Origin of the sequence: Pseudarthrobacter sulfonivorans, from assembly GCF_014712225.1 — a bacterium.
GTDB lineage: Bacteria > Actinomycetota > Actinomycetes > Actinomycetales > Micrococcaceae > Arthrobacter > Arthrobacter sulfonivorans.
The window spans coordinates 74073-99174 of sequence record NZ_JACXBW010000016.1 but is presented as its reverse complement, the minus strand read 5'-3'; the positions used below and the strand labels follow the sequence as shown (position 1 = coordinate 99174).

26 protein-coding genes are annotated in these 25102 nt (G+C 64.3%); 8 read left to right on the top strand and 18 right to left on the bottom strand.

The genetic code is table 11. The features are described from left to right. Positions 1 to 39: 39 nt before the first annotated feature. Positions 40 to 663: a 3-hexulose-6-phosphate synthase gene (gene hxlA, locus IAQ70_RS18385; protein ID WP_190990908.1), complete on the bottom strand. Its 624-nt coding sequence runs from the start codon at positions 661 to 663 to the stop codon at positions 40 to 42. Positions 664 to 1092: 429 nt separating this feature from the next. On the opposite strand from hxlA, the gene IAQ70_RS18380 reads away from it, so the two are divergent. After that, the gene (locus IAQ70_RS18380) at positions 1093 to 1530 is read left to right on the top strand and encodes a MaoC family dehydratase (protein WP_190990906.1); all 438 of its coding nucleotides are present in this window, start codon (positions 1093 to 1095) and stop codon (positions 1528 to 1530) included. Positions 1531 to 1593: 63 nt separating this feature from the next. Here IAQ70_RS18380 and IAQ70_RS18375 read toward each other — a convergent pair whose 3' ends face one another. From IAQ70_RS18375 to IAQ70_RS18345, 7 genes are all read right to left on the bottom strand, one after another. Further along, complete coding sequence (locus IAQ70_RS18375; RefSeq protein WP_190990905.1) at positions 1594 to 2067, bottom strand: GNAT family N-acetyltransferase; 474 nt, start codon at positions 2065 to 2067, stop codon at positions 1594 to 1596. Positions 2068 to 2365: 298 nt separating this feature from the next. Then, positions 2366 to 3907 carry an FAD-dependent oxidoreductase gene (locus tag IAQ70_RS18370; RefSeq protein WP_190990903.1) on the bottom strand — a complete coding sequence of 514 codons (1542 nt, stop codon included), beginning with the start codon at positions 3905 to 3907 and terminating at the stop codon, positions 2366 to 2368. Beyond that, positions 3904 to 5358 carry an FAD-dependent oxidoreductase gene (locus tag IAQ70_RS18365; protein WP_190990901.1) on the bottom strand — a complete coding sequence of 485 codons (1455 nt, stop codon included), beginning with the start codon at positions 5356 to 5358 and terminating at the stop codon, positions 3904 to 3906. Before IAQ70_RS18365 ends, IAQ70_RS18370 begins: the two co-directional genes overlap by 4 nt. Positions 5359 to 5388: 30 nt before the next feature. Continuing rightward, complete coding sequence (locus IAQ70_RS18360; RefSeq protein ID WP_223860308.1) at positions 5389 to 6777, bottom strand: FAD-dependent oxidoreductase; 1389 nt, start codon at positions 6775 to 6777, stop codon at positions 5389 to 5391. An 87-nt stretch (positions 6778 to 6864) separates the two neighbouring features. Further along, a complete protein-coding gene (locus tag IAQ70_RS18355) occupies positions 6865 to 7698 on the bottom strand; it encodes an SDR family NAD(P)-dependent oxidoreductase (RefSeq protein WP_190990899.1) in 834 nt (277 codons plus the stop codon). Positions 7699 to 7700: 2 nt separating this feature from the next. Beyond that, entirely contained in the window at positions 7701 to 8075 is a 375-nt protein-coding gene (locus IAQ70_RS18350; protein ID WP_190990897.1) for an NIPSNAP family protein, read from the bottom strand. 3 nt (positions 8076 to 8078) lie between these two features. Continuing rightward, entirely contained in the window at positions 8079 to 9497 is a 1419-nt protein-coding gene (locus IAQ70_RS18345) for an MFS transporter (protein ID WP_190990895.1), read from the bottom strand. Positions 9498 to 9659: 162 nt separating this feature from the next. On the opposite strand from IAQ70_RS18345, the gene IAQ70_RS18340 reads away from it, so the two are divergent. Continuing rightward, entirely contained in the window at positions 9660 to 10415 is a 756-nt protein-coding gene (locus IAQ70_RS18340) for an IclR family transcriptional regulator (protein ID WP_190990926.1), read from the top strand. Between the two features lie 123 nt (positions 10416 to 10538). On the opposite strand, the gene IAQ70_RS18335 is transcribed toward IAQ70_RS18340, so the two are convergent. Further along, positions 10539 to 10763 (bottom strand): hypothetical protein, encoded by a 225-nt coding sequence (locus IAQ70_RS18335; RefSeq protein ID WP_190990893.1) that lies wholly within the window; start codon positions 10761 to 10763, stop codon positions 10539 to 10541. Positions 10764 to 11059: 296 nt separating this feature from the next. On the opposite strand from IAQ70_RS18335, the gene IAQ70_RS18330 reads away from it, so the two are divergent. Together IAQ70_RS18330 and IAQ70_RS18325 are read left to right on the top strand one after the other, a co-directional pair. After that, on the top strand, positions 11060 to 11560 hold the full coding sequence (locus IAQ70_RS18330) for an MFS transporter (protein WP_190990891.1): 501 nt from the start codon (positions 11060 to 11062) through the stop codon (positions 11558 to 11560). Positions 11561 to 11702: 142 nt separating this feature from the next. Beyond that, positions 11703 to 13355: a serine hydrolase gene (locus tag IAQ70_RS18325; RefSeq protein ID WP_190990889.1), complete on the top strand. Its 1653-nt coding sequence runs from the start codon at positions 11703 to 11705 to the stop codon at positions 13353 to 13355. An 11-nt stretch (positions 13356 to 13366) separates the two neighbouring features. On the opposite strand, the gene IAQ70_RS18320 is transcribed toward IAQ70_RS18325, so the two are convergent. The 6 genes from IAQ70_RS18320 to IAQ70_RS18295 all read right to left on the bottom strand — a co-directional run bounded on the left by IAQ70_RS18320 (position 13367) and on the right by IAQ70_RS18295 (position 20641). Continuing rightward, the gene (locus tag IAQ70_RS18320) at positions 13367 to 14320 is read right to left on the bottom strand and encodes a carbohydrate kinase family protein (protein WP_190990887.1); all 954 of its coding nucleotides are present in this window, start codon (positions 14318 to 14320) and stop codon (positions 13367 to 13369) included. Between the two features lie 46 nt (positions 14321 to 14366). Further along, complete coding sequence (locus IAQ70_RS18315) at positions 14367 to 15872, bottom strand: glycoside hydrolase family 32 protein (RefSeq protein WP_190990885.1); 1506 nt, start codon at positions 15870 to 15872, stop codon at positions 14367 to 14369. Positions 15873 to 15971: 99 nt separating this feature from the next. Beyond that, the gene (locus IAQ70_RS18310; RefSeq protein ID WP_190990883.1) at positions 15972 to 17576 is read right to left on the bottom strand and encodes an ABC transporter substrate-binding protein; all 1605 of its coding nucleotides are present in this window, start codon (positions 17574 to 17576) and stop codon (positions 15972 to 15974) included. A 77-nt stretch (positions 17577 to 17653) separates the two neighbouring features. Next, on the bottom strand, positions 17654 to 18619 hold the full coding sequence (locus IAQ70_RS18305) for a carbohydrate ABC transporter permease (protein ID WP_190990881.1): 966 nt from the start codon (positions 18617 to 18619) through the stop codon (positions 17654 to 17656). Positions 18620 to 18626: 7 nt separating this feature from the next. After that, positions 18627 to 19601, bottom strand: coding sequence for an ABC transporter permease (locus tag IAQ70_RS18300; RefSeq protein ID WP_190990879.1), 975 nt, complete (start codon positions 19599 to 19601; stop codon positions 18627 to 18629). Further along, positions 19598 to 20641 (bottom strand): LacI family DNA-binding transcriptional regulator, encoded by a 1044-nt coding sequence (locus tag IAQ70_RS18295; RefSeq protein ID WP_223860306.1) that lies wholly within the window; start codon positions 20639 to 20641, stop codon positions 19598 to 19600. Before IAQ70_RS18295 ends, IAQ70_RS18300 begins: the two co-directional genes overlap by 4 nt. Positions 20642 to 20904: 263 nt before the next feature. Between IAQ70_RS18295 and IAQ70_RS18290 the strand changes: the two genes are divergently transcribed. Both IAQ70_RS18290 and IAQ70_RS18285 read left to right on the top strand, forming a co-directional pair. Next, on the top strand, positions 20905 to 21882 hold the full coding sequence (locus tag IAQ70_RS18290; protein WP_317983707.1) for a helix-turn-helix transcriptional regulator: 978 nt from the start codon (positions 20905 to 20907) through the stop codon (positions 21880 to 21882). Next, positions 21875 to 22753, top strand: coding sequence for an SDR family oxidoreductase (locus IAQ70_RS18285; RefSeq protein ID WP_223860305.1), 879 nt, complete (start codon positions 21875 to 21877; stop codon positions 22751 to 22753). Before IAQ70_RS18290 ends, IAQ70_RS18285 begins: the two co-directional genes overlap by 8 nt. A 77-nt stretch (positions 22754 to 22830) precedes the next feature. Here IAQ70_RS18285 and IAQ70_RS23115 read toward each other — a convergent pair whose 3' ends face one another. Continuing rightward, positions 22831 to 22953, bottom strand: coding sequence for a hypothetical protein (locus IAQ70_RS23115; protein WP_263406518.1), 123 nt, complete (start codon positions 22951 to 22953; stop codon positions 22831 to 22833). A 118-nt stretch (positions 22954 to 23071) separates the two neighbouring features. Next, positions 23072 to 23500, bottom strand: a complete 429-nt coding sequence (locus IAQ70_RS22855; RefSeq protein ID WP_317983706.1) for an alpha/beta fold hydrolase — start codon at positions 23498 to 23500, stop codon at positions 23072 to 23074. Between the two features lie 206 nt (positions 23501 to 23706). Here IAQ70_RS22855 and IAQ70_RS18275 point away from each other — a divergent pair, with 206 nt between their 5' ends. Then, complete coding sequence (locus IAQ70_RS18275; RefSeq protein ID WP_190990877.1) at positions 23707 to 24012, top strand: hypothetical protein; 306 nt, start codon at positions 23707 to 23709, stop codon at positions 24010 to 24012. 88 nt (positions 24013 to 24100) lie between these two features. Here IAQ70_RS18275 and IAQ70_RS18270 read toward each other — a convergent pair whose 3' ends face one another. Continuing rightward, positions 24101 to 24424: a hypothetical protein gene (locus IAQ70_RS18270; protein ID WP_190990875.1), complete on the bottom strand. Its 324-nt coding sequence runs from the start codon at positions 24422 to 24424 to the stop codon at positions 24101 to 24103. 168 nt (positions 24425 to 24592) lie between these two features. Between IAQ70_RS18270 and IAQ70_RS18265 the strand changes: the two genes are divergently transcribed. Then, the gene (locus IAQ70_RS18265) at positions 24593 to 25018 is read left to right on the top strand and encodes an ester cyclase (protein WP_190990873.1); all 426 of its coding nucleotides are present in this window, start codon (positions 24593 to 24595) and stop codon (positions 25016 to 25018) included. Positions 25019 to 25102: the final 84 nt, after the last annotated feature.

The window sequence follows — 25102 nt, the reverse complement described above, 5'->3', positions numbered from 1 at the left end:
CAAGCGCCACCATGAACCGGATGGTTAGTTGATGGCGGCTTAGTTGATGGCGGCGCGGAGCTGCTTGGCTGCCAGTGCCGGGTCGGCTGCACCGTAGATGGCGCCGCCGGCGACGGCGAAATCGGCGCCGGCCTTCTGGACGTCTGCGATGGTGGCGAGCTTTACGCCGCCTGCCACGGAGAACGGAACGCGGGCTTCGGCGCCGGCGCGGAGCAGACCGTTCAGGTCGAAGCCGGGCTTTGCCTGCTCGTCCAGGCCGGCGTGCATCTCAACGAACTTCGCACCCAGGGCGCGTACTTCCTTGGCGCGGGTCACCTTGTCTGCGATGCCGATGAGGTCAACGACAACGCCCTTGTTGTGGGCCTTGGCAGCCTTGACGGCGCCGGCGATGGTGGAGTCGTCAGCGGCACCGAGCACGGTCACCAGGTCAGCGCCGGCCTTGAAAGCGATGTCGGCTTCGAGTTCGCCGGCGTCCATGGTCTTCAGGTCAGCGAAAACAACCTTGTCCGGGTGGGCGTTCTTGATCGCGGTGATGACGGAGAGGCCTTCGGCCTTGATCAGCGGGGTACCGAGCTCGATGATGTCAACGAATTCGGCTACCTGGCCGGCGAGTTCGAGGGCGGCTTCGGTGGTCAGCAGGTCGATAGCAACTTGGAGCTTCATGATGGTGTCTTCTTTCTGTTGGGAAATGCGGTGGGCGCGGAAACTGCTGGCGCTGCTAGCCGCAGGCGGCCTGCTGGACATGAAGCTGAAGTGTCCAGTCAGTGGAGGTTTGTGCGGCCACCGGCTCCGCGCCAGCCGGGCGGATCCACTATCTCCAGGTTCGAGATTTGGATGCCACCTCAGTGTGGGATGCATCACAGGTAGGGTGCATCCGTGGTCATCACGGATTTCTCTACGGAACTCAGTACGGATTGACCTCCGGGCGTGCCAGCGCAATTCTGTTGGGACACCTCGCTCCCAAAGAGAACTGGTTCAAAGCGAGGGTGAAGTTCAAGAGGACGATCTTGCTTCGGCCCTGCTGGGGCTGCAACAGGGTCGGCAAGACCAACTCGTACAAGGCAAGACCAACTCGTACAGGAAAGGTCAGTCATGACCCCGATTCAGGCCCGCACCCGTCCCGTCGTGGGGCAAACCGCCCAACTGTCCCGCAGGGTCGCGGACAGCGACATCAGGTTGTTCACCGACATCAGCGGAGACCGTAATCCCCTGCACTATGATCCTCAGGCGGCGAAGGCATCCCGGTTTGGGGAAATCGTGGTTCAGGGCGGGGTCACCAGCGCGATCCTGAACGCCGTCGTGGCGGAGGAACTACCTGGTCCGGGTACCGTTTTCCTGAACGTTAATTGGGACTTCAAGGCGCCTGTCCGTCCGGGCGACATCATTACCGGACATGTTGAAGTCTTGGAAGCACGCGAGGACAAGCCGATCACCAAGCTTCGGACTTGGGTTGTCCGTGAAGATGGGACGGTTGTCCTGGAAGGTACGGCCGTCTGCTACACGATGGACCTTTGCGGGAACGACGAGTAATCGTGTCAGCAGCGCCGCGTGCTCGTGCCCTGGCCTCTAAGCACTTCTCAGGAGAGTCGCAATCTAGAGGCGGAGTTCCATAAACACGCTGTTGGGATCCAGGGCGTAGTCGGCAAAGGGAAGGCACACGCTGAATCCGTGGCGGACATACAGGCGCCGGGCGGGAGCGAAATAGTCCTCGGTTCCGGTCTCAAGATAGATGCGCTCGAAGTTTCGCGTCCGGGCTACGTCCAGGATGTGACCGAGCACAAGCGTCGCCACCCCTCGACCCCGCGCACCAGCTGCGGTGCGCATGGACTTGATCTCGCCATGCTTCCCCGGGCTGTCCGGGAAATCGAGGAGCTTGAGCGCGCCGCAGCCAAGGAGCACGCCTTCCTCGCGGGCCGTCCACAACGTGATCGGCGGTGCGGACATCGCAGAATGGTCCAGCGCGTGAACACTCTCGGCGGGCGACGTGGCGAACATGTCTTCCAGGTGCTCGCTCAGTAGTTTGTGGACATCCGCGCGTGCGGGGTCGTCTTTCGCAATGTGAATCATCGCCTCCAATTTACCGGCCGGGGACCTGAACTATGTTCGGGCAAGGGAAGGGCCGGATTGAAGAGCAGGAACAAGGAACGCGGGGCTCTGCAGGGCGGGAATGCGGCCAGCCACGGTGTACGTGAGTGACGCCTTCGTCCATTGCCGCCTCCGGGACCAGCAGCCCCGCCTCCGCGAACTTCGTCCAGCGCGGGTGGCGACTGGCCGGGATAACGCGAGCTTCCCTCAGGCCGGACCACTGCCAGGCTGGCGGCCCTGGCGCGGGACAGCCGCGTTGCTCCTTCCGGCGCCCCCCGCGTCAGGCCACCGTCATGTGTTCGGCAGGTTTGAGGTCGGACCGGGTCCGGGCCTGGGCCGCGTGGCGGCCGGCCAGCCGCCCGGAGACCATCGCCCAGCCGATGTGCAGGCCGTGGTTGAGCAGCTGCAGGCCGCCCTGGCCGGTGGATCCTGCGGCCCACAGCCCGGGGATGGCTTCGCCGTCTTCTGTCGTCACCCGCAGTTCGGTGTCGACGGCCAGGCCACCGTCTGCAAGGGTAATGAAGGCATTCATCGGGCCCAAGGCGTAGAACGGGCCTTCGTTGACCCCGGCACCGAGGTGCTGCCGGTCGAACCGGCTGTCGGCTCCGGCGGCGACGTCCGCGTTCCAGTCATCGACGGTTGACCGCAGGACGGCGGCATCCAGCCCGGTACTCCGGGCGAGCTCCTCGATGGTGTCGGCCCGGTGGTAGACGTCCGGGCGGTACCGCTTATAGTCCTCCACATAGGCGTAGGCCACGCCAGGGAACGTGGAAACAGGGTTCGGCCACGCAGAGAACTTCTTTGCCACCCGCTCATCGAAGATCATGAAGGCAGTGTTTTTCTCGTCGGCGGCCGCGGCGCGGGCCATCAGCTTGTCCGAGTCCTCGTTGGCAATCCGCTTCCCGTCATGTCCCACCAGGATGGCACCCGCCTTGTACATCGTGTTGTTTGGGCCCACCCAGCTGGTCAGGGCACCGCGGATGACCACTGCCAACAGGTTCCTGGGCAGCCGCTCCACGATGAGCCGCATGGCCTTGGACAGCAGCGGGTGCGACGGCAGCAGCTTGATGGGATCCGGCCGTGTGGAGGGCGCGAAGCGCAGTCCCTCATACAGCCGGTCCATTTGCAGCATCACGCCGCCAACGCCGGTTCCCATTGTGAAGCCGTCGCCGGTGTTGTTGGGGTTGACCGGCGGAATCCTGGCGGCAGCTTCCCCAACGAACCTGGCCTTCAGCTCCGTGGACGCGGAGTAATCGCCGGTGGCCAGGATAACTCCGCGGCGGCCGAAGAAGTCGGTGCCGTTCGCCCGTGCCCCGATGATCTCGCCAGCGGCGTTGCGCAGCAGCTTCTCCACGTGCATCGAAGTGCGGATCTCGACGCCGCGCTTCCGGCATTCCCTCAGCAGGGCCGATGCGTAGGCGGACGAGTTGGGCAGCACATTGTGCATGCGGGGCTTCTCGTACGGCGGCTCCGGCGTGGGGCCGAGGAACTGCACACCGATGCTGGACAGCCATTCCACGGTCGACCCCGCGTTCTCGGCCAGGATCCGGCGCAGCGGCTTGTTCTCCCGTTCCTCGAATTCGCCGTTGGCCACCTTCATGTCCGCCACGAAAAGGTCGATGCTGTCGTTCACGCCGGCCCGGTACTGGTAGGACGTATTGGCCGCGGTGAAGGAGCCCACGGACATCGCCGTGCTGCCGCCCACCTTGGGGCATTTCTCCAGGACAAGCGTGCTGGCGCCACTGGTTGCTGCCGAGATGGCGGCGCACATTCCCGATCCGCCGCCTCCAATGATCAGGACGTCTGCTGTAGTGCTGGTCACGATGCTTCCTTCTCTGTGGCCGGTCCGCCTGCATAAATCAGTTCCGGGGCCCGGATTGGTTCGGGGCTCCGACGGGTGCCGGTGGTTGCGCGTTGAGCTGCGGCGCGGCCCGCCCAGCGGCCCGTGATGTAACCGGGTGCCAGGCCGCCGGCGTAGCCGTAGTTCGAGAGGCCGCCGATATCGGCGCCGGCCGCGTAGAGGCCGGGGATGGGCCGGCCGTCATGGTCCAGTGCCTCGCCGTTGCTGTTGGTGCGCACTCCGCCGAAGGTGAAGGTGATGGAGGGCTGGACCATCAGGGCGTGGAAGGGACCGGTTCGCGGAGGCCGGGCCGTGGGCGATACCGGAACGCCGAGTGCGGTGCCTCCGCCTTGGTCAGCAGCGGCGGTGTACTGCTCAAGCGTGGCACTGAGTTTGTCCTGGTCGACACCCCAGGCCGCGACCTTCCGCACCAGCTCGTCCAGTGTCTCCGCCTCCGCATAGGTTCCGCCTGCTTCAAGGGCGGTGGCCAAGCGATCGATGGTGCCGAGGCCGGGAAACGGCTCCTGAATGACCTCGGTGGTGCGGACGTGGTGGTCAAAAATCAGGATGCCGCGCGCTTCCGGCTGGAATGTCACGTCCTGGTTGAGCAGCTCATCGCCCTTGGTTTCGTCGGCAAAGCGCTCCCCGCGGAGGTTCACCATCACGGTGGACCCGGAGTAGTACTGGGAGTACGGCAGGTAGTCCTCCGTCTCGAACCGGCTGACCGGGAAGGGCAGCAGGTGGCCATAGAACGTGCTCATCGCCGTGGTCCCGCCGGAACCTGCCGCGCGTGCCAGCCGCAGCCCGTCCCCGACACTGCCGGGGTTGGAGCGCAGCAGCAGGCGGTCGGCGTTCGGCCCAATGTGCCGGGTGAGTTCGTCGCGGGCACCCTGGAAGCCGCCGGTGGTAAGTACGACGGCGGGCGCTGCATAGCGGACAGCACGGCCGGCGGCGTCGCGCGCCGTTACTCCGGTGACGGAGCCGCCGTCGTGCGTCAGTTCGGTGACCGTAACCCCGGTGAGCGTTTCGCCGCCGGCACGGCGAACTTCCTGCCGGCACCACTCCAGGATCGCGTGGATGTCCGTGGAGTACCCGATGCCGAACGTCATGATGTTCATTTTGGGCTCGGCGGCCACTCGTGCCCCTGATGCCCGCAGCTCCGCCAGCGCCTCCTCATAGTCGCCTACGAGCCGGGCACCAAGTGCGGCGTTTCCCAGCGGGATCCGAGCGTTATAAGCCTCCGCCGTTGGCGCGGTCCAGAACATGCCGGCGGAGAGGGCGGCCGAGCCGCCAAACGACTCTTGCTTCTCCAGCAACACGACCCGCGCGCCCTGGCGGGCGGCCGTCATGGCTGCAGCCGACCCGCTGATGCCCGAGCCGACAACAACCACATCCACCTGACGGGTCTCGTCGGGGTTTCCTGACTGTGACATAGCAAATTCTCCTGTGTAGCGGATAGGGGGTCAGGCCCGGACGAGGGGCAGGCGGGCTGCAGCGTGCCGGGCGACGATGCGGCCGAACACCGCACCCTTGCCCAGCGACGTGCCCGTCATATAGGCCGCGCCGTGGAATCCGCCGGTGACCTCGCCGATGGCGTAGAGGCCGTCAATCACCTCGCCGTCGATGTCCACTACCTGGGCGTCAGTGTTGATGGTGACCCCGCAGTAGGTGGTGGTCATCAGTGCTTTGGCCGGATAGGCATAGAACGGTGCCTGGTCGAGGGGCAGCAGCTCCCCGACGCCGTTGCACAGGTTGGTGCGGCCGGTTTCGTCAGCCTGGTCCCCGGCAACGGAGGCGTTGTAGCGTGCCACCGTTTCCTGCAGCCCGGCGGCGTCGATGCCGGCGAGTTCGGCGAGTCCTTCCAGACTGTCTGCCTTGTGCACGTGGCCGATGTTTTCGAGCATGTCGATGTCGTTGAGCGGAATCCCTGGGTGGGATTTCGCGCGGATCCTTGCGTCGAAGATCTGGAAGCCGAGGCCCTCGGCTTCTTTCAGGACCTCACGGCCCAGGACCTTGTAGGACTGGGACTCGTCCATGAAACGTTTGCCGGCCGTGTTCACCACAATCGCACCCATGTAATAGGCGGTGAGCAGCTCATGGAACTCCTCGCCGGTCTCCGGGTGCGAACCGTACGTGGCGGTGACATAGGACATGTCAGCCATGCCGGCGCCGAGCTTCCACGCCATTTTCAGGCCGTCACCGGTGTTGCCTTTTCCGCCGTACGGGATCGCTGCGAGGGCTTCCGGGGAAAACGTCTGGAGCAGATCAGCGCTCCGGCTGAATCCGCCGGTGGCCAGCACAATCCCGCCGCGGGAACGGAACAGTGCCTCACCGTCGGGGGATTGGACGACGACGGCGGTCACCTTTCCGTCCTCGCGGACCAGTCGGGTGGCGCGGTGGTTCAGCCGGGTTTCGCCGCCGTGGGAGGTGAAGTTCCGGTGGAGGGTGGCCAGGACCTCGGTAATGAGCGAATTGTGGCTGCGCGGCGCGGACTGTCCTGAACTGATTTCCAGGGCCCGGAAAACCACGCCCTGGTCCTTGAGCCACGTGTATGTTTCCGCCTGATGGTCCATGTAGGTCTGGAGCAAGGCGCGGTCGCTCGCCCCGCCGCCGGCTGTGACCATGTCGCTCAGGAAGAGTTCGGCTGAATCGCGGATGCCCTCCGCAGCCTGCTCGTCGGTTCCGGAGAAGGCGAAGAACCCTCCGCTCATCGAGGTCGAACCTCCGAGGCCGTCGGTCTTTTCCAGCAGGACCACGCTGAGTCCGGCTTCGGCCGCTGATGCGGCGGCCGCCTGCCCGGCGATGCCGGAGCCGATCACGACCAGGTCAAAGGAGTATTCGGGCATGGACATGTGTTGCTCGCTTTCAGGTGTTTCCAGGTGTCGATCGGGGTGTTGCGCGTGATCCGAAGACTTCGGGCGGGCACGTCGGATCAGGAGTCAGCAGGTAAGCCAGCCGCCGTTGACGTCGAGGCTGATGCCGGTGATGTAGCTTGAGCGGCTGCTGACGAGGAAAGCGACGGCGTCGGCGATCTCTTCGGGCCGGGCAAAGCGCTTCATCGGGACCTGGTTCAGGAGCTTTTCGTCGACGGGGACGCTGGACATCATGGGGGTCTGCACAAAACCGGGGGCGACGCCGTTGACCCGGATTTTCCGGTCGGCCAGCTCGTGAGCCAGGCTTGCGGTCAGATTCTGCAGGGCAGCCTTCGACGCCCCGTACGCCACGGAACTCGGCAGGAAGGGCCCGAATGAGGCGTCTGCCGGACCGCCGGTCCCCAGCTTCGAGGTGATGGAGAGCAGGTTCACGATGCTCGCGCTGCCATCTGTGGGCATGTAACGGTAGGCCTCGCGGATGAGGAAGAACGGGGCTCTGGCGTTGACGGCCATGATGTTGTTCCAGTCTTCGTCGCTGAGCTCGAAGAAGGGGACCTTGGTGCCGTTGCGCTTGGGGGAGATGCCGACGGCGTTGACCAGGACGCCGATGGGCGCCACCCGGGCGGCGAGGGCTGCCAGTTCGCGGTTGGCTTCGCTGGTGGTCAGATCCCCGGCGAAACCCCTGTGGGCTGCGCCGTTGACTTCGGGGAGGCCTGCCACGGTCAGGTCGGTAGCTTCCGGGTTCACATCGGCGACGACGACGGCGTAGCCTTCCGCGGCCAGCCTGTGGCTGATGGCCCTGCCGATGCCGCCGGCGCCGCCGGTGACGATCGCTGTCTGGGTGAGGGTCTTTTGTGCGGGGACGGCGAGGCCGGGAGCCTCGGTAAGGGCGATTCCCATGGTCAGTTTCTCAATTCTTCGCTGAATGCAGTGTTGGTATCTGCGATGGAAACGGGCAACGTCCGGATGGGTGAAAACGATGTGGGGTACATGATTTTGTTTTCCATCGTCATGATCATGGGACGGATGATGGCCAGGCATTCCTGCCACTGCCGGTTCTTGGCCAGCTCGGCCCGGCGAGCCCGGCGGTCCTCGAGGTCTGCGTAGGCCCAGAGGTGGTTCAGCTCGTTCTGGCGGCCGAACTCGGTGACGAAGTAGCCAAGGAAGCCCCCAAGGATCGGTTTCTGTGCGGGCAGTCCGATCTCTTCATACGCCGCCAGGTAGTCTGTCAGGCTGGCCCCGGTGTGCAGGACGTAGGTGCGTTGTTCAACGATCATGGATCAGTTCACTGCCGAGCCGGCGCGGACAGCTGGGCTGGCGTCCAGTTCTTCTGCCGTCCGGGGAGCCGGTTCGTAGCGTCCGAAGCGCTGCTTGTTCCCCTCGAGCGTGGAACCGTCACCCATGAGCAGCATGTTCACCAGGGCCGCGGCGATGATGACCACCCAGGTGATGGTGATGGACAGGGTGCTGCCCCCGCTGATGCTCATCAGCCAGGAGGCCAGGAACGGTGCGGGGGCCGCGAACACCAGGTTGCCGCCGGTGAGGGCCAAAGCCGATCCCGTGTAGCGCATGTGGGTGGGGAAGGCCTCGGCGAAGAGGGCGCCCTGGCCGGCGTTACCGAACTGCGCGGATACCAGGGCGAAAGCGACGACCGCGAGGGTCAGGGGGAAGCTGTGCAGGTCCACCACCTGGAAGAAGATGACGGCTGCTATCAGGGTGAAGAAGGACCCGATCATGAGGATCTTGCGCCGGCCGTAGACGTCGGCAAGCCGGCCGCCCCACCAGATGGCGATGACGGAGAGGAAGTTCGAAATCATGATGATGGTGAAGGTCTCGCTCTGGGCATACCCATGGGTGGTGAGGTAGCTGATGCCGAAGACGCTGACGATGTAGAACGTGACGATGATCGGGGCGTAAGCGAGCATGAGCCGCAGAATTGTCACACCGTGGGTGCGGATCACCATCGCGGGATTGGTGGACTCGGCCCCGATTTCCTCCAGGCCCTTCTTGAATACGGGCGTCTCTTCGACCTTGAGCCGGATGTAGATGCCCACCGCCACCAGGAGGATGCTCAGCAGGAACGGCAGGCGCCAGCCCCATGAGAGGAAATCCTCCTTGCTCAGCACGCCGGAGAGCACGGCGAGCAGGAGGTTGGCCATGACCTGGCTGATCGGCGAGCCCATTGCCATAAGGGCGCCGTAGAACGCACGCCGGTCTGCGGGGGCATGCTCCATGGTCATCAGCTGGGCGCCGGTAGCCTCGCCGCCAAGCGCCACCCCCTGAATGAAGCGCATGAGCACGAGGGCCACGGGCGCGATGAAACCGACGGCCGAGTATGCCGGCAGCAGGCCGATCACCATCGAGGCAACGCCCATGAGGATAAAGGTGGTGAGGAGGATCTTGCGGCGTCCAACCCGGTCGCCCAGGTGGCCGAAGAGGATCCCGCCGAGTGGCCGGGCGAAGAAGCCCACACCGAAGGTGGCGAACGAGGCCAGGAGACCCATCGCGGGGCTGAGGTCATTGAAGAACACAACCGGGAATACGGTGGCCGCCATGGCTCCGTAGACGGCGAAGTCGAACCATTCCAAAGCCGATCCGAACGTGCCGCTGAGGACGGCGCGCTTTGCCTCGGCAGGGGCTGGGGTGGCCGGCCGGAGCGGGCGCTTGGCGGGTTGAATCGAGGCGGGCTGACTCATCATGACTCCTATGTCGGATGAACGTGTGACGATGCGGGGGAGGGCAGTCACTGCCGGAAAGGGGGCCGGGAACTGCCTGGCGGTCGCGCTCTCGCGCTAACTAATGGATGTGAGTTTAGACACGACCTTGTGTGTTACGCAACACCCAACTATGGTTATTGCGTGATGCGCAATAACAACAGTTCCCGGGTCGAGTCAGTCCACCGCGCCTTGGTCCTCCTGAAGCTGATGGTTCAAGAGGGGTCGCTCAGCGTTACGGAGGCGTCAAAGGCACTCGATGTCGACCCGTCCACCGCCCAGCGCCTTCTGGCCACGCTGACCGGGGATGGCTTTGCCGAGCAGGGGGAACAGCGGCGCTACCGGCCCGGCAGGGAACTCCTCAGGCCAGGAATGATGGTGGCACTTCCCCCGCTGCGGGTTCGCGCCAGGCCCTATCTGGAGCGCCTGTTCGAGCGGGTGGGGGAAACAGTTCACTTGGCGACGCTCGTCGGTACGACAATTCATCATCATGACGGCATCGACGCCACGACCCACGCGCTGCGGTTCGGGCTGCGCGTCGGCGTCGTCCTTCCGGCCCACGTCACGTCGGCGGGTAAGGCAATGCTGGCGGACCTCTCGAGGGAAGATGTGGAAGACCGCTACCGGACGGTGCCGTCCGTGGCCGGCGGCCCGGCTTCCAGCGTGGACTTCGAAAAGCTCCATCGGGATCTCGATGACACCAGACGCAGGGGAGTGGGCATGAACTTCGAGGAGAGCGAGGACGGTGTGGCGGCCCTCGCCGTGTCCCTGGGCGTCATCGACGGCGAGCATGCGGCGTTCAGCATTGCCATGCCCATTGCGCGCTTTGGATCCGGCGATGGGGAACGCCTGGCCGGCCATCTCCTTCGGACGGCTGCGGAACTGAAGGAGGGCATTTTGTAGAAGGCTGCCAGTGCAGGCAGCCTAGAGGCGTCGCCACCCCCCGGCCCCGCGCACCCGCTCCGGTGCGCCAAACGCAAGCAGACGACGGTGGGAGGATCCGCCGTCGTCTGCTTGCGTTTACTGCTACGCGGGCTGTTCGCGCCGTTCGTATGTCTGCCCGTACGGGACATCCCGGCTGACGGCGACCGTGTAACTGGTGTAGCTGTGCTGGGTGACCAGGATGCCGTGGCGGCTCTCCTTCATGGCGTGTTCGCGGGCCATTTCCACGGCGGTGTTGAGGTCGTTTTCGACCGTGTCAGGGTCGTGGGCTGTGATTGCCAGGACAAGGTCAGATTGGCGCTTGATCATGGTGGTCTCTTTCTCGGCGGGATCCCGGGACTCTGGGTGGGCGCAGGCCTCCAGCGCCGGGCGGACCCGGGGAGGCGGAAGGAAATGGTTCCAGAGGGGTTGCCCGGCATCTCTGATGGGGCGGTGGCCGGCCGAATTGTCCGGCGAGCTGGATCGGCGGAAGCATTTGTTCCTGCGGATCTGTAGCCAGTGTGCCTGAAGCGAGTGTCCCGCGCAATATCAAGTCTCAAGAATCGGAACTTTCGGCCCAAAGTTCACGTCAATGGCATGGGCTTTGGGGCTGGCTCGGAATCTCCATGCCGTCCAGGTATGCCTATACCCGGAGTTTGGTCTTGGTAACGGCCCTGCTTGCCAGCGTCCTGAGCAACGTGGTTCTGATCATCTCGCTGCCCTTCTGGGGCAGGTTCTCAGACCGCTTCGGCCGCCGCGCCAGCATGATGATCGGCACCGGTGCGCCCGTCCTGCTGTTCCCGCTGCTCGTCAACACCGTGGGCCAGAGCTTCTGGTCCCTGTTCCTCCCGGCGACCCTCATCCTGGTGCTGATGGGAGCCACACTCGCCGTCACCCCGGCAGTCTTCGCGGAACTGTTCCCCACCCGGATCCGCACCGTGGGTGTGGCCGTCCCGTATGCGGTAGCCGTGGCCATCTTCGGCGGGACAGCACCATACCTGCAAAGCTGGTCCAACGCCGCCTTCGGGCCCTCGGCCTTCACCATCTACGTGATTGCACTGTTGATTATCTCCACCGTGGTGGCCTGGAAACTTCCGGAAACCAAGGGCAAGGACCTGACGCAGTAGCAGGGCGACCGAGGTGTCTGGTAGACACTGATGCCCAGTTGGGATTCAGCCCTTGCCTGCTTGCAGCGCGCGGTCCAGTATGGAAGGACTGCGACGCCCGGTACGGACCGGACCACCCGCTTGACGGCTCAAGGGGGAGTACATGGACGACAGCGCTGCTTCTGTTTTCCCGAACCGACGTACGCTGCTGAAAGCGGCCGGGATTGGTGCGGCCGGTGTCGCCGCCATACCCCTTCTGTCTTCTTGCACCGGCGGATCCGCACAAGTTGCCGCATCGTCGACGCCGGCAGCACTGCTCCCGGCCCCGCCCGGGCAGGTCGAACCGCTGCTGGACCGGCCGAAAGTCGACAATGCCCTGGGCCAGCTCGACGGGATGGTCCGGGACGCGATGGAGAGCACCGGGCTGCCGGGGATGGCCGTAGCCGTGGTGTATCGGGACGAGGTGGTGTACTCCAAGGGCTTTGGGGTCCGGGAGGTCGGAAAGCCCGAGGAGATCGGTCCCGATACGGTGTTCCAGGTTGCTTCTGTGTCCAAGCCCCTGGCGTCCACCGTGGTGGCAGGGCTGGTGGGGCGGCAGATCATCAACTGGACCGACACCGTCGTCGAACACAATAAGAACTTCGCGCTCAAGGATGATTACGTCACGCGGAATGCGAGTTTTGCTGATCTGCTGTCCCACCGCAGTGGGCTGAAAACAGGTTCAGGTGATCTGCTGGAGGACCTCGGATTCGATCGGGCTTACATCCTCGGCCACCTCAACCAGGAGCCCCTTGATACGTTCCGGTCCAGCTACAACTACAGCAACTTCGGCTACACGGAAGGCGGCCAGGCAGCAGCCGATGCGATGAAAATGACCTGGGAGGATCTGGCCGACGAGGTCCTCTTCCGGAAGCTGGGCATGGCCGACAGCAGTTACCGTCACACGGACTACGAGAGAGCCGCAAATAAAGCCACCCTTCATGTGCCGCTCGGGAACAAGGAGTGGGCGGCAAAATACCGGCGCAACGCCGATTCCGAGGCTCCGGCCGGCGGCGCGAGTTCATCGGTGCGGGACCTGGCGCAATGGCTTCGGCTGCAGCTCGGAAACGGCAGTTACGAGGGCCAGCCCGTTATTGATCCGGCAGCCCTGCAAACTACCCACGTTCCCCACGCAGTCTCCGGGCCGGCATCGGCCCCGGCTGCCCGGTCCCGTTTCTATGGGCTGGGCTGGAACGTTTCCTACGACGACCAGGCCCGCGTCCAGCTGGGCCACTCCGGAGCATTCAATCTTGGCGCGGCGACCGCCGTCTCGATGCTTCCCGGTGAACAACTGGCCATTGTGGCACTGACCAACGGACGCCCGCAGGGAATTCCTGAAGCAATCTGCGCCGGCTTCCTGGATAGAGCCCAGCACGGATCTCCCACGGTCGATTGGCTGGCCTTCACCGGTGGCGCCTTCAAACAAATTGATGAGTCCGAGAATCCTGAGGTCGACTACACCAAGGCTCCGTCCAGCCCAGCTCCCGCCAGAGCAAACAATGCCTACACCGGCACCTATGACAACCCCTACTATGGCCAGCTTGTGGTCCTCGAAGAGAGCGGAAAGCTGGCCATGAGAATGGGGCCGTCTGGCAGTCCCACCACCTTCCCGCTCACCCACTTTGACGGCGACACCTTCAGCTTCGAATCCATCGGGGAGAACGGCAACGGCCTGGCCGGTGCGCTGTTTGCAGAAGCAAACGGCGGCTCCTCGCCGAGCGTGACCCTTGACTTCTACGACAGAACCGGGCTGGGGACTTTCACCCGGGCCTCCTAAAGCTGCTGAGGTTATCTGGCAAGAACCGTCGGCGCGGCGAACCCCTGGAAGCTTTGGAGTTCGTCTGCGGTGGGCGGGTTGGCGCCCTGCCTGCGGACGGTGATGGCGGCGGCCTTTGATGCAGTGTGCCCCAGGGTCTCCAGCACGGCAGGTGCCAGGCCGTCCGTCCCGCGGGCCAGCAACCCGTAAATGAGCGCCGCCATGTAGGCGTCCCCGGCGCCGATGGTGTCAGCCACCACCGATGTAATGGCCGGGATGTGCACCTGAGTCTCCCGCGTTGCCAGCAGGGATCCCCCGGAACCGCTGGTAACCACGGCCAGCCCTGCGCCGAGTTCGAGGATCCGGCCCGCGGCGTCCTTTAGGCCAAGTCCCGGGTAGAGCCACCGGGCGTCCTCGTCACTGAGCTTGACCACATCGGTCAGGGGCACCAGGTCCTCAAAGATTGAACGGGCCTCGGCCTGGCTGCCCAGGAGAGCAGGCCGGATGTTGGGATCGTAGGTGACCATGCAGGCGCCGTGGGACTGATGGAGAAGCGTCTTGACCGCGGTGGCGCCGGGTGCCAGGAAAGTTGCGATCGAGCCTGTGTGGAGCACCTTGGGAAGATACGCGGGAGCGATGGGGTTGAGTTCCCAGCGGATGTCGAAATCGTACGTGGCGGAGCCATCGGACCCGAGGACGGCGGTGGCGGATCCGGTACGGGCCGTGCTCTTGGAACCCTGGAGCAGCTCGACGCCGGCGCTGCCCAGGTGCGCTTCAATCGAGGCGCCACGTTCGTCCTCACCGATCGACGTCAGGAGCGCAGTTCTCACGCCGAGCCGTCCCAGCCCGTACGCGACGTTCATCGGCGATCCTCCCGGATGCTCGATCGTGCCGTCGACTGAGGCAACGACGTCGACCAACGCTTCGCCGATGACGATGACATCAGGGGTGACCGCGGCATCGCTGCGGGCGCGGGTCTTGAGCATGGAGGCCCTTTCATCGGAGTAGGGAGGAGGAAGAATCATGTGCAGCTCAGCCGTAGGTGGCCACGCTGAGGCTGTCCAGGGTGGCCGGCCCGCCGTTCGCGTAAAGGGAGAGCTCGGTGCTGGACTCGTCCGGGAAGATGAGGTCAGTCAGCGTGAGGCGCCCGTTCTGGGCGAAGACCTCAACGGAGCAGCTGTCCACATAAACGGTGAGCTGGTACATGCCATCGACGGGCAGGATCGGTGCGGACTCCGCTGAGGCGAAGGAGTCATGGAAATCCGTCAGGCCGGACTCTCGGCGGTCGAGGATGAGCCGACCTTCGCCGGGCCGTATGCCGATGCGGGTGCCCTTGGTTCCGTTGCCGCGGAGGATCAGGCCGAATTCCTCGGCAGTGCCCGGCGTGAACGTTGCGTCGATGCGCTGGACCCGGCCCTGTGCGCCCTCGATGAGGTGCTGGCCTTCCGGAAGTTCACGCGCGCGGGACTCGAACCCGGTCTTGGCCGGCAGGGAAGCCATTTCCTCGGCCGCGTGCTGGAGAAGTCTGGGGTTCCCGTCCACTGTCGCGAGGGTGACTTCCCGGACCAACGACATGGGGCTGCGCCATGGAGAGGTGGGGATGTCGTTGCCGTATTGCCAGTTGTTCATCCACCCGATCATGAGCCGCCGCCCATGCGGGACGTCGCTGAAGGACACGGCGGCGTAGTAGTCCCGGCCCCAGTCCAGCCACTGGTACTCACCCAACCGGTCCGGGTCCTGAAGTCCTTCGGTAACGGTGGTGGCCGAGGTGAACGTGGTCCCGTCGAAGTCTCCGACGAAGTACTGCCCGGCGGAGCCGCTGTTCGGACCACCGGGGTTGAGATTCACGGTGAGGACCCACTGAAGGTTCTCCGGATCGCCGTCGACGGGGAGGGGGAAGAGATCCGGGCATTCCCACACGCCACCGGTGGCGTTGGCCGGGCCGAAGGTACTCAGTAGCTCCCAGCTCTTGAGGTCGTGGGATTTGTAGAGCACCACTTGGAAGTCCGTCGCTTCCACGGCGACCATGACCCAGTAACTGCCGGCGCCGCCGTCGTACCTTATGACCTTCGGGTCGCGGAACTCAGCGGATCCGCGGTTCAGGACGGGGTTGGCGGTGTGTTTGGTCCAGGTGTAGCCGCCGTCGCGGCTGAAGGCGAGGGACTGGGCCTGGAGGCCCTCATGGGCGGAGCCGGGTTTGAAGGCGCTGGTGTAGACGGCGACCAAGGGTGGAGCGGCGTCGGTCCCGAATCCGCTGGTGTTGTCCCGGTCGAAGACGATGCTGCCGGAGAAGATGTCTTCTTCCTCGTCACAGGAGATGGCGACGGCGTGTTCGGTCCAGGTGGTCAGGTCCGGGGAGGTGGCGTGTCCCCAGGACATGTTGCCCCAGACGTTATCCAGCGGGTTGTTCTGGTAGTAGAGGTGGTAGACGCCGTCGTGAAAAATCAGGCCGTTGGGGTCATTGAGCCAGGTGTTCCGGGCGGCGTAGTGCAGGGCCGGCCGGAAGGTGTCGGCCGTGGTGGCGGTCGCGGCAGTCATGAAGGTGAGGTCTCGTTTCTGTGCAAGCGTGGGGAGCCCCCTGAGCAGGGTTCCCTGAAGATGGGTGGGCCGGTTGCGCCGGCCCACCCGGTTCTGGAGCTAGGAGTTTTTCTTGTAGCGGTCGTAGGCCTGCTGGTAGACCTCGATCATTTTGTCGACGCCGACGTTCTTGAGCTGGGAGACGTAGCCGTCCCATTCCTGGTCGATGCCGCCGGAGACGATCCACTTGGCCATGTTCTGCTTCACGAGGGACGTGGTGTCGGTCTGGATGGTGCTGATCTGCTGCAGTTCTTCGTTGGAGAGGGCCACCGGGGGGTAGCCGTCGTTGCCGGCGAAGGGCTTGTAGAACTCGTCGACGGTCTTTTGGCGGTCGGCGGCGCGTGGTTCGGGAGCGACGACGGTTTTGAAGTTCTCGGCGGTGTTGGCCTTCGGGCCGCCCGGGGCAACCTTCTGGCGGCGTTCGCCTTCGCTGGTCCCGGCCTGGGCGGGGATCTGGGTCAGCAGGCCGCTGGTGTCCTTTTGCAGGGTTTCACCGATGGGCCCCCAGTTGGCCTGGGCGGACTGGATGGGGTCGTAAAGGTTGTCGGCCCAGCGCATGGTCGCGGCCGGGTATTTATTGGTCCGGGTGATGGCGAAGGCGCCGCGGGCGATTTCCTGGTTGTTGGACTGGCTGGCGATCCGCTTGCCGTTCACGCCTTCGAGGACAGGGACCAGGGAGTAGTTGCCGGCGCGGTCGGCGCCGACCATTTCGGGGACTTCCCACCAGACGAAGGAGCCCAGGTTTTCCGTGGCGGCCTTGCCCTTGGCCAGGTACGCCTTGTCATCCTGGGAGAAGGACTCGGGGTCGATCAGGCCTTCCTGGTACCACTCGTGCAGGGTCTGGATGGCTTTTTTGTAGCCGTCCTGGGTGGGGGTGAAGATGACTTTGTCGTCCTGGACGATGCGGTGGTCCATGTTGTCCGGCACTCCGCCCAGGGCGGCGATCAGGTCAACGATGTCCCCGCACCAGGAGCCGGGCATGAAGCTCAGCGGAATGGTCTTGCCGGTGCCGGATGCATCCTGCGTTTTGAACGCCAGCAGTGCGTCGTGGAACTCAGCGATGGTTTTCGGCATCGGGATATTCAGCTTTTTCAGCCACGACGTGTTGATGGCGAGCTCGTCGGGGAACTGGACCAAGCCGAGTTCTTCGATCGATGGCAGGGAATAGATGTGCCCGTCCGAGGAAGTGATGGCGGCCTTGACGTCGGGCCGGTCCGCGAGCAGTTTGGCGAGGTTCGGTGCGTTCTTCTCGATGAGCCCCTCGAGCGGGATGAGCGTGCCGCTGGCGGAGTAGGTGGCGATCTCGGCGTCGGTCAGACCCGTGTTGAAGAACGCGTCAGGCAAATCGCCGCTGGCCAGGATGAGGTTCTTCTTTTCCTGGAAGACCGTATCGGGCAGGTTCTCCCAGTTGATGTGGACGTTGGTGGCCTTTTCCCATTCCTTCACCACGGTCATGGTGTTGTAGTCCGGGGCCAGTGCTGCCTTGGTGCCGGAGAACGTCAGGTCGAGTTGCTTGCTGACGATCGGGAAGCCTGTTTCCTGGAAGCCGAAGTCTGCCGAGGCGTCTTTGATCTCGGTGCCTGAGCCGCCGCCGGAGCAGGCGGTGAACATCAATGTACCGGCCAGGACGGCGCCGAGGGCGGTAAATTTGCGGCTGAATGCCATGGTCATTCCTATTCTGAGATGGGAGTGCTGCCGTCCGGGGGCGGATGCCCCAGGCGGTGGGTAACGGGGGAGGGGGTCTACTTGACGGCGCCGATCATGGCGCCCTTGGTGAAGTGCTTCTGCATGAAGGGCAGGGCAATCATGAGTGGCAGGCTCGAGACGACGATCATGGCGTACTTGGTGAGCTCCGCTATCCGTTGCGCTGCCGCATAGGATGCGATGTCCCCGCCGGTGGTTCCGGTGGAGGAGACGTCTGACTGGATGAGAATGTTGCGCAGGACGAGCTGCAGCGGGTACTTGGAGTCGTCATTGAGGAAGATCAGGGCGTCGAAGAAAGAGTTCCACTGGGCTACGACGTGGACCATGATCATCAGCATGATCAGTGGCTTGGACAGCGGCAGCACCATTTTGAAGAAGAACGTGAAGTCGGTGGCCCCGTCCATCTGGGCAGCTTCGCGCAGTTCGTTCGGGATGGTGTGTTCAAAGAAGGACCTGGCGATGATCAGGTTCCATACGCCCACCGCGCCGGGCAGGACCACGGCCCAGACGGTGTCCAGCATGCCCAGATCGCGGACCACCAGGTACTTGGTGATGAGTCCGCCGTCGAAAAACATGGTGATCACGAACAGGAGCATGAGGATCTTCCGGCCGGGCATGTCCTTGCGGGACAGGGCATAGGCGCCGCACAGGATGGTGCTGACGCTGATGGCCGTTCCCAGGACGGTGTAGATGACGGTGTTGCCCAGGCCGTTCCATATCCGGCTGTCGGCGAAGATCCGCTCGTAGCCTTCAGTGGTGACACCGGAGGGGAAGAGCCAGACCTTGCCTTCGTAGACGGCGTTCGGGTCGCTGATGGACGCGATCACGATGAAGTAGAGCGGATACACCACGGCCAGGATGGACAGCAGCAGCACGGCGGTGGCGCCGATGTTGAAGGCGCGGTCGCCGTATTTGTCCCGCAAGGACTGCTTGGGGCGGCCCTGATCGGTGGTCCGTGTCCGGGCCGGGGCCTCGGTTGGGCGGGGGTTGGTTGTCAGAGACATTTCGGCATCACCACAGGGTCGCTTGGTTGGCCCGGCGCGCAATCGTGTTGAAGACGAGCAGCAGCGCCAGGTTGAGGAGGGAGTTGAACAGGCCGATGGCGGCCGAGTAGCTGAACTGCGCCTGCTGCAGTCCTGCGTGGTAGACGTAGGTCTGAATGATCTCCGAGGTGGAGAGGTTCAGCGGCGTCTGCATCAGCAGGGCCTTTTCAAAACCGACGTTGAGCAGGTTGCCGATGGCAAGGATGAACAGGATGGTCACCACCGGCATGATGCCCGGCAGGTCGATATGCCGGATGCGCTGCAGCTTCGAGGCGCCGTCAACTTTGGCCGCGTCATGCAGCGCCGGGTCAATGGCCGCCAGGGCTGCAAGGTACACGATCATCGAGAACCCGGCGTTCTGCCAGACATCCGAGATCACGTAAATGGGGCGGAACCACTCCGCCGATCCCATGAAGAAGATCGGCTCGCCCCCGCCCAGCTGGATGGCGTTGTTCACCAGCCCCGACCTTGGGGACAGAACTACGAACATGATGCCCACCACCACCACAGTGGAGATGAACGCCGGCGAATACAGCACCGTCTGGGTGAACTTCTTGAACCGCTCGCTCTGGAGCTGGTTGACCAGCAACGCCAGGATGATGGGGATCGGGAAGGCAATCAACAGCCCAAGGACGGCGATCCACAGGGTGTTACCAACCACCTGCCCGAACTGGTATGAGTTCACGAACCGGATAAAGTGCGTCAGGCCCACCCAGGGGCTTTCCGTGAACCCGTCCACCGGGTTGTAGTTCTTGAAAGCGATCTGCACGCCGTACATCGGCCAGTACTTGAAGACCAGGATGTAGATGATTGCTGGAGTTAGTAATACGTATAACTGCCAGGCACGGGAAATCCTCTTCAGGCGAAGCGAAAGAGAATTTTTACGCTGTGGCAGCGGCGCCGCGGCAGGACGCCCGCGTTTGGCCGGGATGGTGCGGCTCATGGGATCTCCTTAGGATGAGTCACTGAATTCCGTTCAACGAGTGGGCAGTCCATCAGCTCGACCCGGCCGTCGGGTTCCGCATCCTGGAGGATCAGGTCAACCGCGCGCCGGCCCATGGCGACGAACGGCAATTCAAAAGTGGTCAATCCCGGGCGAAGAAATGGCGCCAGGGTCGCTTGGTTATCGAACCCCACGATCGAGACGTCGCCGGGGATTGCGAGGCGCAGGTCCGAGACTGCCTGATAGGCTCCCCAGGCGCCGCGGTCATTGGCGCAGAAAATTGCGGTGGGCGGGTTACTGGCGGTCAGAAGCTCCATCGTGTACTTGTAGCCATCTTCCTCACCGCCCGAGCCGAAGCGAACCAGCGACGGATCAATGTCCAGCCCCGCCTCCTCAAGTGCCGCGCAGTAGCCCTTGTAGCGGCCGACGGCGGCAGGAAGGTCACTCTCAAGGGTTTCGATGTTGATCATCCCCACCCTGGTGTGGCCCGCCTCGAGCAACCGGCTGGTGGCCGCGTACCCGCCTTTGACCTCGTCCGGGGCGACGCTCGGGACCCGACCGGCCCGGTCCTGCGAATTCAGCACTACGGACCTGACGCCGGCCAGGGCGTCGGGAACTTCCAGCCGCCGGTGATACATGGCGGCGTAGACTACGCCGGCAACCTTATAAGAGAGCATGGCGTCCAAAGACGCGGCCTCGAGCTCCCTATCACCACCGGTGTTTACTGAGAGCAGGAGAAGCCCGTCCTCCCAGGCCCGCTGCTGGGCACCTTCAATGATGGCGCCTGCAAAAGGAGTGGTGGCCACGGAATCGCCGATGAACCCGATCATGCCGGCCACACCTTCGCGGAGAACTTTGGCGTGGGCGTTGGTGCGGTAACCCAGCTTGTCCACAGCATCCCGAACCCTCTGCCGGGTCTCCTGCGAGAACCGGGACCCGGCGGCCGAGTTCAACACCAAAGACACTGTGGCCTGCGAAACGCCGGCAGCAGCAGCGACGTCGTGCATCGTCGGACCTGATTTTGGCCGTGTTCCAGCCATGGGCACCTCCTCGGGCCGTTTACTAATGGAAGGGTTATTCGTATAACTGGGACAACTGTAACTCGTATCACATGCAGCGTCAACAGGAGCCCTGGTTCAACGCAAGTCCGGGAGTGCCGTCGCTCAGTCCGGCGAGTCCCGCCCGAGCTGTGCCCTCTTGAAGTCAATCATGTGAATGACTTTCGCCAGGGGACCCACCGAACTGCCTGGGGGTGTCTGACAGACACTGCCGCCAGCCAACCGCGCTGCGTAGCGTGGTGGTTGTGGACAGAAAAGAAGAGATCCGTGAGTTCCTGATCTCGCGTCGTGCGAAAGTCAGCCCGGAGCAGGCCGGCATCCCCAGCTACGGGGAGCTGCGCCGTGTGCCGGGTCTGCGCCGTGAGGAAGTGGCGCAGCTCGCCGGGGTGAGCACGGACTACTACACCCGGCTGGAACGCGGCGGCATCCGCGGCGCCTCAGACTCGGTGCTCGAGGCTGTGGCTTCAGCCCTTCAGCTGGACGAGGCGGAGCGCGCACACCTGATGGACTTGGCGCGGACGGCAAACACGCCTTCGCGCCGGGCGCCGCGCCGCCCGACTCAGCAGCGGGTCCGTCCCGGGGTGCTGCGCCTGCTGGACGGGATGACCGGCGTGGCCGCCATAGTGCAGAACGGCCGCGGCGAAGTGCTCGCTGCCAACCTGCTGGGCAAGGCACTGTATGCCGAGGTATTTAACTCAGCCGTGTCGTTGGGGGCGGACGTTCCGGGGCGGCTGCCGAACCAGGCACGCTACCTCTTCCTCGGTCCGGACGCAGCAGACCTCTATCCAGACTGGAACGCAATCGCGGCAACGACGGTCGCCATGCTTCGCCTGGAGTCCGGCCGGAACCCCCACGACCGGGCATTGAACGAGCTGGTCGGCGAGCTGACCACGGGAAGCGGTCTGTTCGCCGCGCTCTGGGCGGGGCACGACGTGCGCATCCACACCACGGGAACCAAGCGCTTCCACCACCCGGTCGCCGGGGACTTGTCGCTGCAGTTCGAGACGCTGGACCTCCCCGGCGACGAGGGGCAGACCCTGTTCACCTTCACTGCGGAGCCAGGCTCCGCCTCCGCAAACGCGCTGGCCTTCCTCGCCAGCTGGGCGGGATCGCCGCCCGAAACTACCACCGCCGGCGATCCCGCCGGCGGATCCGACGCCCCCGTGCGCTCCCACGCGCAGCCAGGACGCAAACCAGGAAGGACTGAACCAACCCATGACTGAGCAGCACACCACCACTGAGAACGACAACATGGCCGGCAAGAAAGTCTGGTTCATTACCGGCGCCGGGCGGGGATTGGGCACCGACATCGTCAAGTCAGCTCTCGCGGCCGGCCACGCCGTGGTCGCCACCGGCCGCAACGCGGAGAAAGTCACCCAGGCCGTCGGCGAGAACGAGAACCTGCTTGCCGTGAAGCTTGACGTCACCGATCCCGCCGACGCAACGGCCGCCATCCGGGCAGCCGTGGACCGGTTCGGCCGGATCGACGTCCTGGTGAACAACGCCGGCAACTTCTACGCCGGGTTCTTCGAGGAAATCACCCCCGGGGGCTTCCGGGCACAGATCGAAACCACCATGTTCGGGCCCATGAACGTCGCCCGCGCGGCCCTGCCGGTCCTGCGGGCCCAGCGCTCCGGCCTGCTGGTCACCATCTCCTCAACCGCCGGCCTTGCAGGCGGCGAGTTCCTCACCGCCTACGCCGCGTCGAAGTTCGGCGTCGAGGGCTGGGCCGAGTCGCTGGCCCAGGAGGTCGCACCGTTCGGCATCCGTTCCATGATCGTGGAGCCGGGGTTCTTCCGCACTGAGCTCCTCACTCCGGAATCGACGAGCTATGCCGAATCCACCATCGAGGACTACGCCGAGCGCACCGAGCAGACGGTCAAGGCCTGGCAAAGCATGGACGGCCAGCAGGGCGGGGACCCAGCCAAACTCGCCGACGCCCTGATCCAGCTGGCCGAATTCGACGAGCCGCCACTGCGGTTCGCCGCCGGAGCCGACGCCGTCGCCACCTTCGAGGCGCGGGCCGCGACGCTCCAGGACCAAGCCAATGCCCACCGGGAGCTCTCCAGCAGCCTCGCCCGCGACGACGCCTGACAAGACGGAAGCGGCCGACGGCGGGAGGTCCCGCCGTCGACCGCTCACCTGGAATACCTTCTAGGATCTTGTTTCGTTCAACTGCGTAGCAAGTACGTGGCCACACCTTCGGGGTTTGCCAGGGCGAGGAGGTGGCCGCCCGGCACAACGTCGGGCTCGATGCCGAGGCGTTCACGGGCGATCCGGCGCTGGAAGTCCACGGGAAAGAACCTGTCTCCCTCGCCGGATAGCACGCGTGTGGGGATCTTGGGCCACGCCGCGAAATTGCATGCCGATTCGAAGGCTGCGTTAGCTTCAGGGCGCTGATGCGGCACCCCTTCAGCGGCGATTTTCGGGGGAACGTCGTGCAGGAAGTAGGTGTCCGTGTCGAACTCGATTGCCGTAGCCGTGGGCCTTCGCAGCGCTTTGCTGCGCCGCAGCCCATCCGGTGTTGTCCCACCATGCGCCCGGCGTCTCGCCCGGCAGGGGGATCATCGCATTGACCAGCACCAGCTCCCCGACGGAAGCCTCTCCACACACCAACGGCGCGGTGAAACCGCCCAGCGACTGCGCCACCAGCACCACTCCGTGGTGCGCACCGATGGCTTCCACGACCAGACTTGTGTATTCGGCGAGCCCGGCGCGTTCGTCGTCGCCGGGCAGATCGACCGCGACGGCTTGGTGGCCGGCCTCCTGCAGCAGCGGAACAACGTGGCTCCAGTACCAAGCGGCGCCCCCGGCTCCCGGGATCAGGATGAACGTACTCACCACAGAACCAGCCCAACGCCGACGGCGGGACTTAGGTCCCGGACGAGGACTCGGCTCGTGGGCCGGTTTTGTGTGAATGCGGAGCGCATTCCACCATTCTCATCCCGCCGGCATGGATCCGGCACCCCCTAAGCCTTTCGGCCCTACCGGGACGACGGTGGAAGGCCTATGTCTGGTCTGACACAGCCCGAACGAAAGGAACAACGATGTTCACCTTGCAGATCAGTTATCCAGTCAGGGATTACGAGGCTTTCAAGAAAGTATTCGACAGCGATCCTGCGGGCCGCGCCGCCTCGGGCGCCAGGTCTGTCCGCCTGTTCCGGGATACGGACGACCAGAACAGCGTGGCCGTGCTCCTTGACTTCGACACGAAGGATGCTGCGAACGGCTTTCTGGAACGGCTCCGCAGCGAGGTGTGGGATAAGCCCGAGGTAATAGGGCAGCTCATGACGGCGTCGCCGTCAGCCAGGCTTCTGGAGGAGACGGCCCGCGAGGGCCAGGGTGCGGGCTGACCGCTGAGAACGGACGACGACGGGGCGTCCCGCCGTCGTCCGTCACCGTCCTCGGGTGCGCCTGTAATTATCGTCCGGCGCCTACGGCCTAGGTGCTGAGGTTCCAGTGGACGCGGATCGCTTCGGCAACGGGGCCGGCGGCGACGTCCACACGGAAAGCAACCGGCGCGGTCCCGGTCTCTTCGATGACCGCGTCACGGTACACGCGGCCGCATGCAGGGCACAGGGTGTAGAGATCCTCGTCGGCAGGCCATGCCGCCAGCTCAGCGGGTACCGGAGTGTCTTCGCCGAGGTGGACGGGGACGCCTTGTGAGTTGGCTTGAATCAACCCGTCCTTGCTGACGGTGTTGCCGCAGACGCAGGTAATGGTGGTGACATCATGCCCGATCACTTCGGCGGTTTCCGTATCCATGATGACCTCCCCGGCGCTGGAAGAGACGTACTGCTATTAGCTTAGGCCTGCTGGACCTATAAAGGCTGGCCCGGCGGGCTTAAACTGGCCTCGCACGGGACACTTGAACTGCCCGCACAGCTGAGCCGGTCCGAAGGCGATCTCCGTGTACAAACGGAAGGTCGACCCGTGGAAACAGACGATAACAAAGCGCTCGTGCGGCGCTTCTACGCAGCAATCGACGCCGGGGACGTCGATGCAATGGATGATCTGGTCGCCGAAGACTACCTCGATCACAATCCGCCATTCCCCGGGCTGCCGGCAGGACGGGAAGGCCTGAAACAGGCCTTCCGCATATTCTGGACGGCGACGCCGGGCACTCACCAGATCGATGACCAGGTGGCCGAAGGGGACAAAGTGGTCACCAGGCTGACCGCCACCGGCCGACATGTGGGTGAACTCCCCGGACCGCTGCCGCCTACAGGCGCCGAGCTGCGGGAGACGGCCGTGGCCATCCACCGAATCCACGACGGAGAGATCGCGGAGCACTGGTCAGCCAGGGACGACCTCGGTCTGATGCAGCAACTCGGCGTGATCCAAATGCCCGGAGGTTAGCCGCCGCCCATTGACAGAGCCTCCCGTGCAGGAAGCGCGTACTTGTATAGATGTATACAAGTATAATGAAGCGCGGAGGTCACC

What these genes read in the sequence shown, in the direction of transcription:
- IAQ70_RS18365 (WP_190990901.1), bottom strand. Translation starts at nt 5,358, where the DNA reads ATGTCACAGTCAGGAAACCCCGACGAGACCCGTCAGGTGGATGTGGTT.
- hxlA (WP_190990908.1), bottom strand. Translation starts at nt 663, where the DNA reads ATGAAGCTCCAAGTTGCTATCGACCTGCTGACCACCGAAGCCGCCCTC.
- IAQ70_RS18315 (WP_190990885.1), bottom strand. Translation starts at nt 15,872, where the DNA reads ATGACTGCCGCGACCGCCACCACGGCCGACACCTTCCGGCCGGCCCTG.
- IAQ70_RS18335 (WP_190990893.1), bottom strand. Translation starts at nt 10,763, where the DNA reads ATGATCAAGCGCCAATCTGACCTTGTCCTGGCAATCACAGCCCACGAC.
- IAQ70_RS18295 (WP_223860306.1), bottom strand. Translation starts at nt 20,641, where the DNA reads ATGGCTGGAACACGGCCAAAATCAGGTCCGACGATGCACGACGTCGCT.
- IAQ70_RS18375 (WP_190990905.1), bottom strand. Translation starts at nt 2,067, where the DNA reads ATGATTCACATTGCGAAAGACGACCCCGCACGCGCGGATGTCCACAAA.
- IAQ70_RS18320 (WP_190990887.1), bottom strand. Translation starts at nt 14,320, where the DNA reads ATGCTCAAGACCCGCGCCCGCAGCGATGCCGCGGTCACCCCTGATGTC.
- IAQ70_RS18300 (WP_190990879.1), bottom strand. Translation starts at nt 19,601, where the DNA reads ATGAGCCGCACCATCCCGGCCAAACGCGGGCGTCCTGCCGCGGCGCCG.
- IAQ70_RS18305 (WP_190990881.1), bottom strand. Translation starts at nt 18,619, where the DNA reads ATGTCTCTGACAACCAACCCCCGCCCAACCGAGGCCCCGGCCCGGACA.
- IAQ70_RS18270 (WP_190990875.1), bottom strand. Translation starts at nt 24,424, where the DNA reads ATGGATACGGAAACCGCCGAAGTGATCGGGCATGATGTCACCACCATT.
- IAQ70_RS18360 (WP_223860308.1), bottom strand. Translation starts at nt 6,777, where the DNA reads ATGTCCATGCCCGAATACTCCTTTGACCTGGTCGTGATCGGCTCCGGC.
- IAQ70_RS18355 (WP_190990899.1), bottom strand. Translation starts at nt 7,698, where the DNA reads ATGGGAATCGCCCTTACCGAGGCTCCCGGCCTCGCCGTCCCCGCACAA.
- IAQ70_RS18345 (WP_190990895.1), bottom strand. Translation starts at nt 9,497, where the DNA reads ATGATGAGTCAGCCCGCCTCGATTCAACCCGCCAAGCGCCCGCTCCGG.
- IAQ70_RS18350 (WP_190990897.1), bottom strand. Translation starts at nt 8,075, where the DNA reads ATGATCGTTGAACAACGCACCTACGTCCTGCACACCGGGGCCAGCCTG.
- IAQ70_RS18330 (WP_190990891.1), top strand. Translation starts at nt 11,060, where the DNA reads ATGCCGTCCAGGTATGCCTATACCCGGAGTTTGGTCTTGGTAACGGCC.
- IAQ70_RS18310 (WP_190990883.1), bottom strand. Translation starts at nt 17,576, where the DNA reads ATGGCATTCAGCCGCAAATTTACCGCCCTCGGCGCCGTCCTGGCCGGT.
- IAQ70_RS18380 (WP_190990906.1), top strand. Translation starts at nt 1,093, where the DNA reads ATGACCCCGATTCAGGCCCGCACCCGTCCCGTCGTGGGGCAAACCGCC.
- IAQ70_RS18285 (WP_223860305.1), top strand. Translation starts at nt 21,875, where the DNA reads ATGACTGAGCAGCACACCACCACTGAGAACGACAACATGGCCGGCAAG.
- IAQ70_RS18275 (WP_190990877.1), top strand. Translation starts at nt 23,707, where the DNA reads ATGTTCACCTTGCAGATCAGTTATCCAGTCAGGGATTACGAGGCTTTC.
- IAQ70_RS18325 (WP_190990889.1), top strand. Translation starts at nt 11,703, where the DNA reads ATGGACGACAGCGCTGCTTCTGTTTTCCCGAACCGACGTACGCTGCTG.
- IAQ70_RS18340 (WP_190990926.1), top strand. Translation starts at nt 9,660, where the DNA reads ATGCGCAATAACAACAGTTCCCGGGTCGAGTCAGTCCACCGCGCCTTG.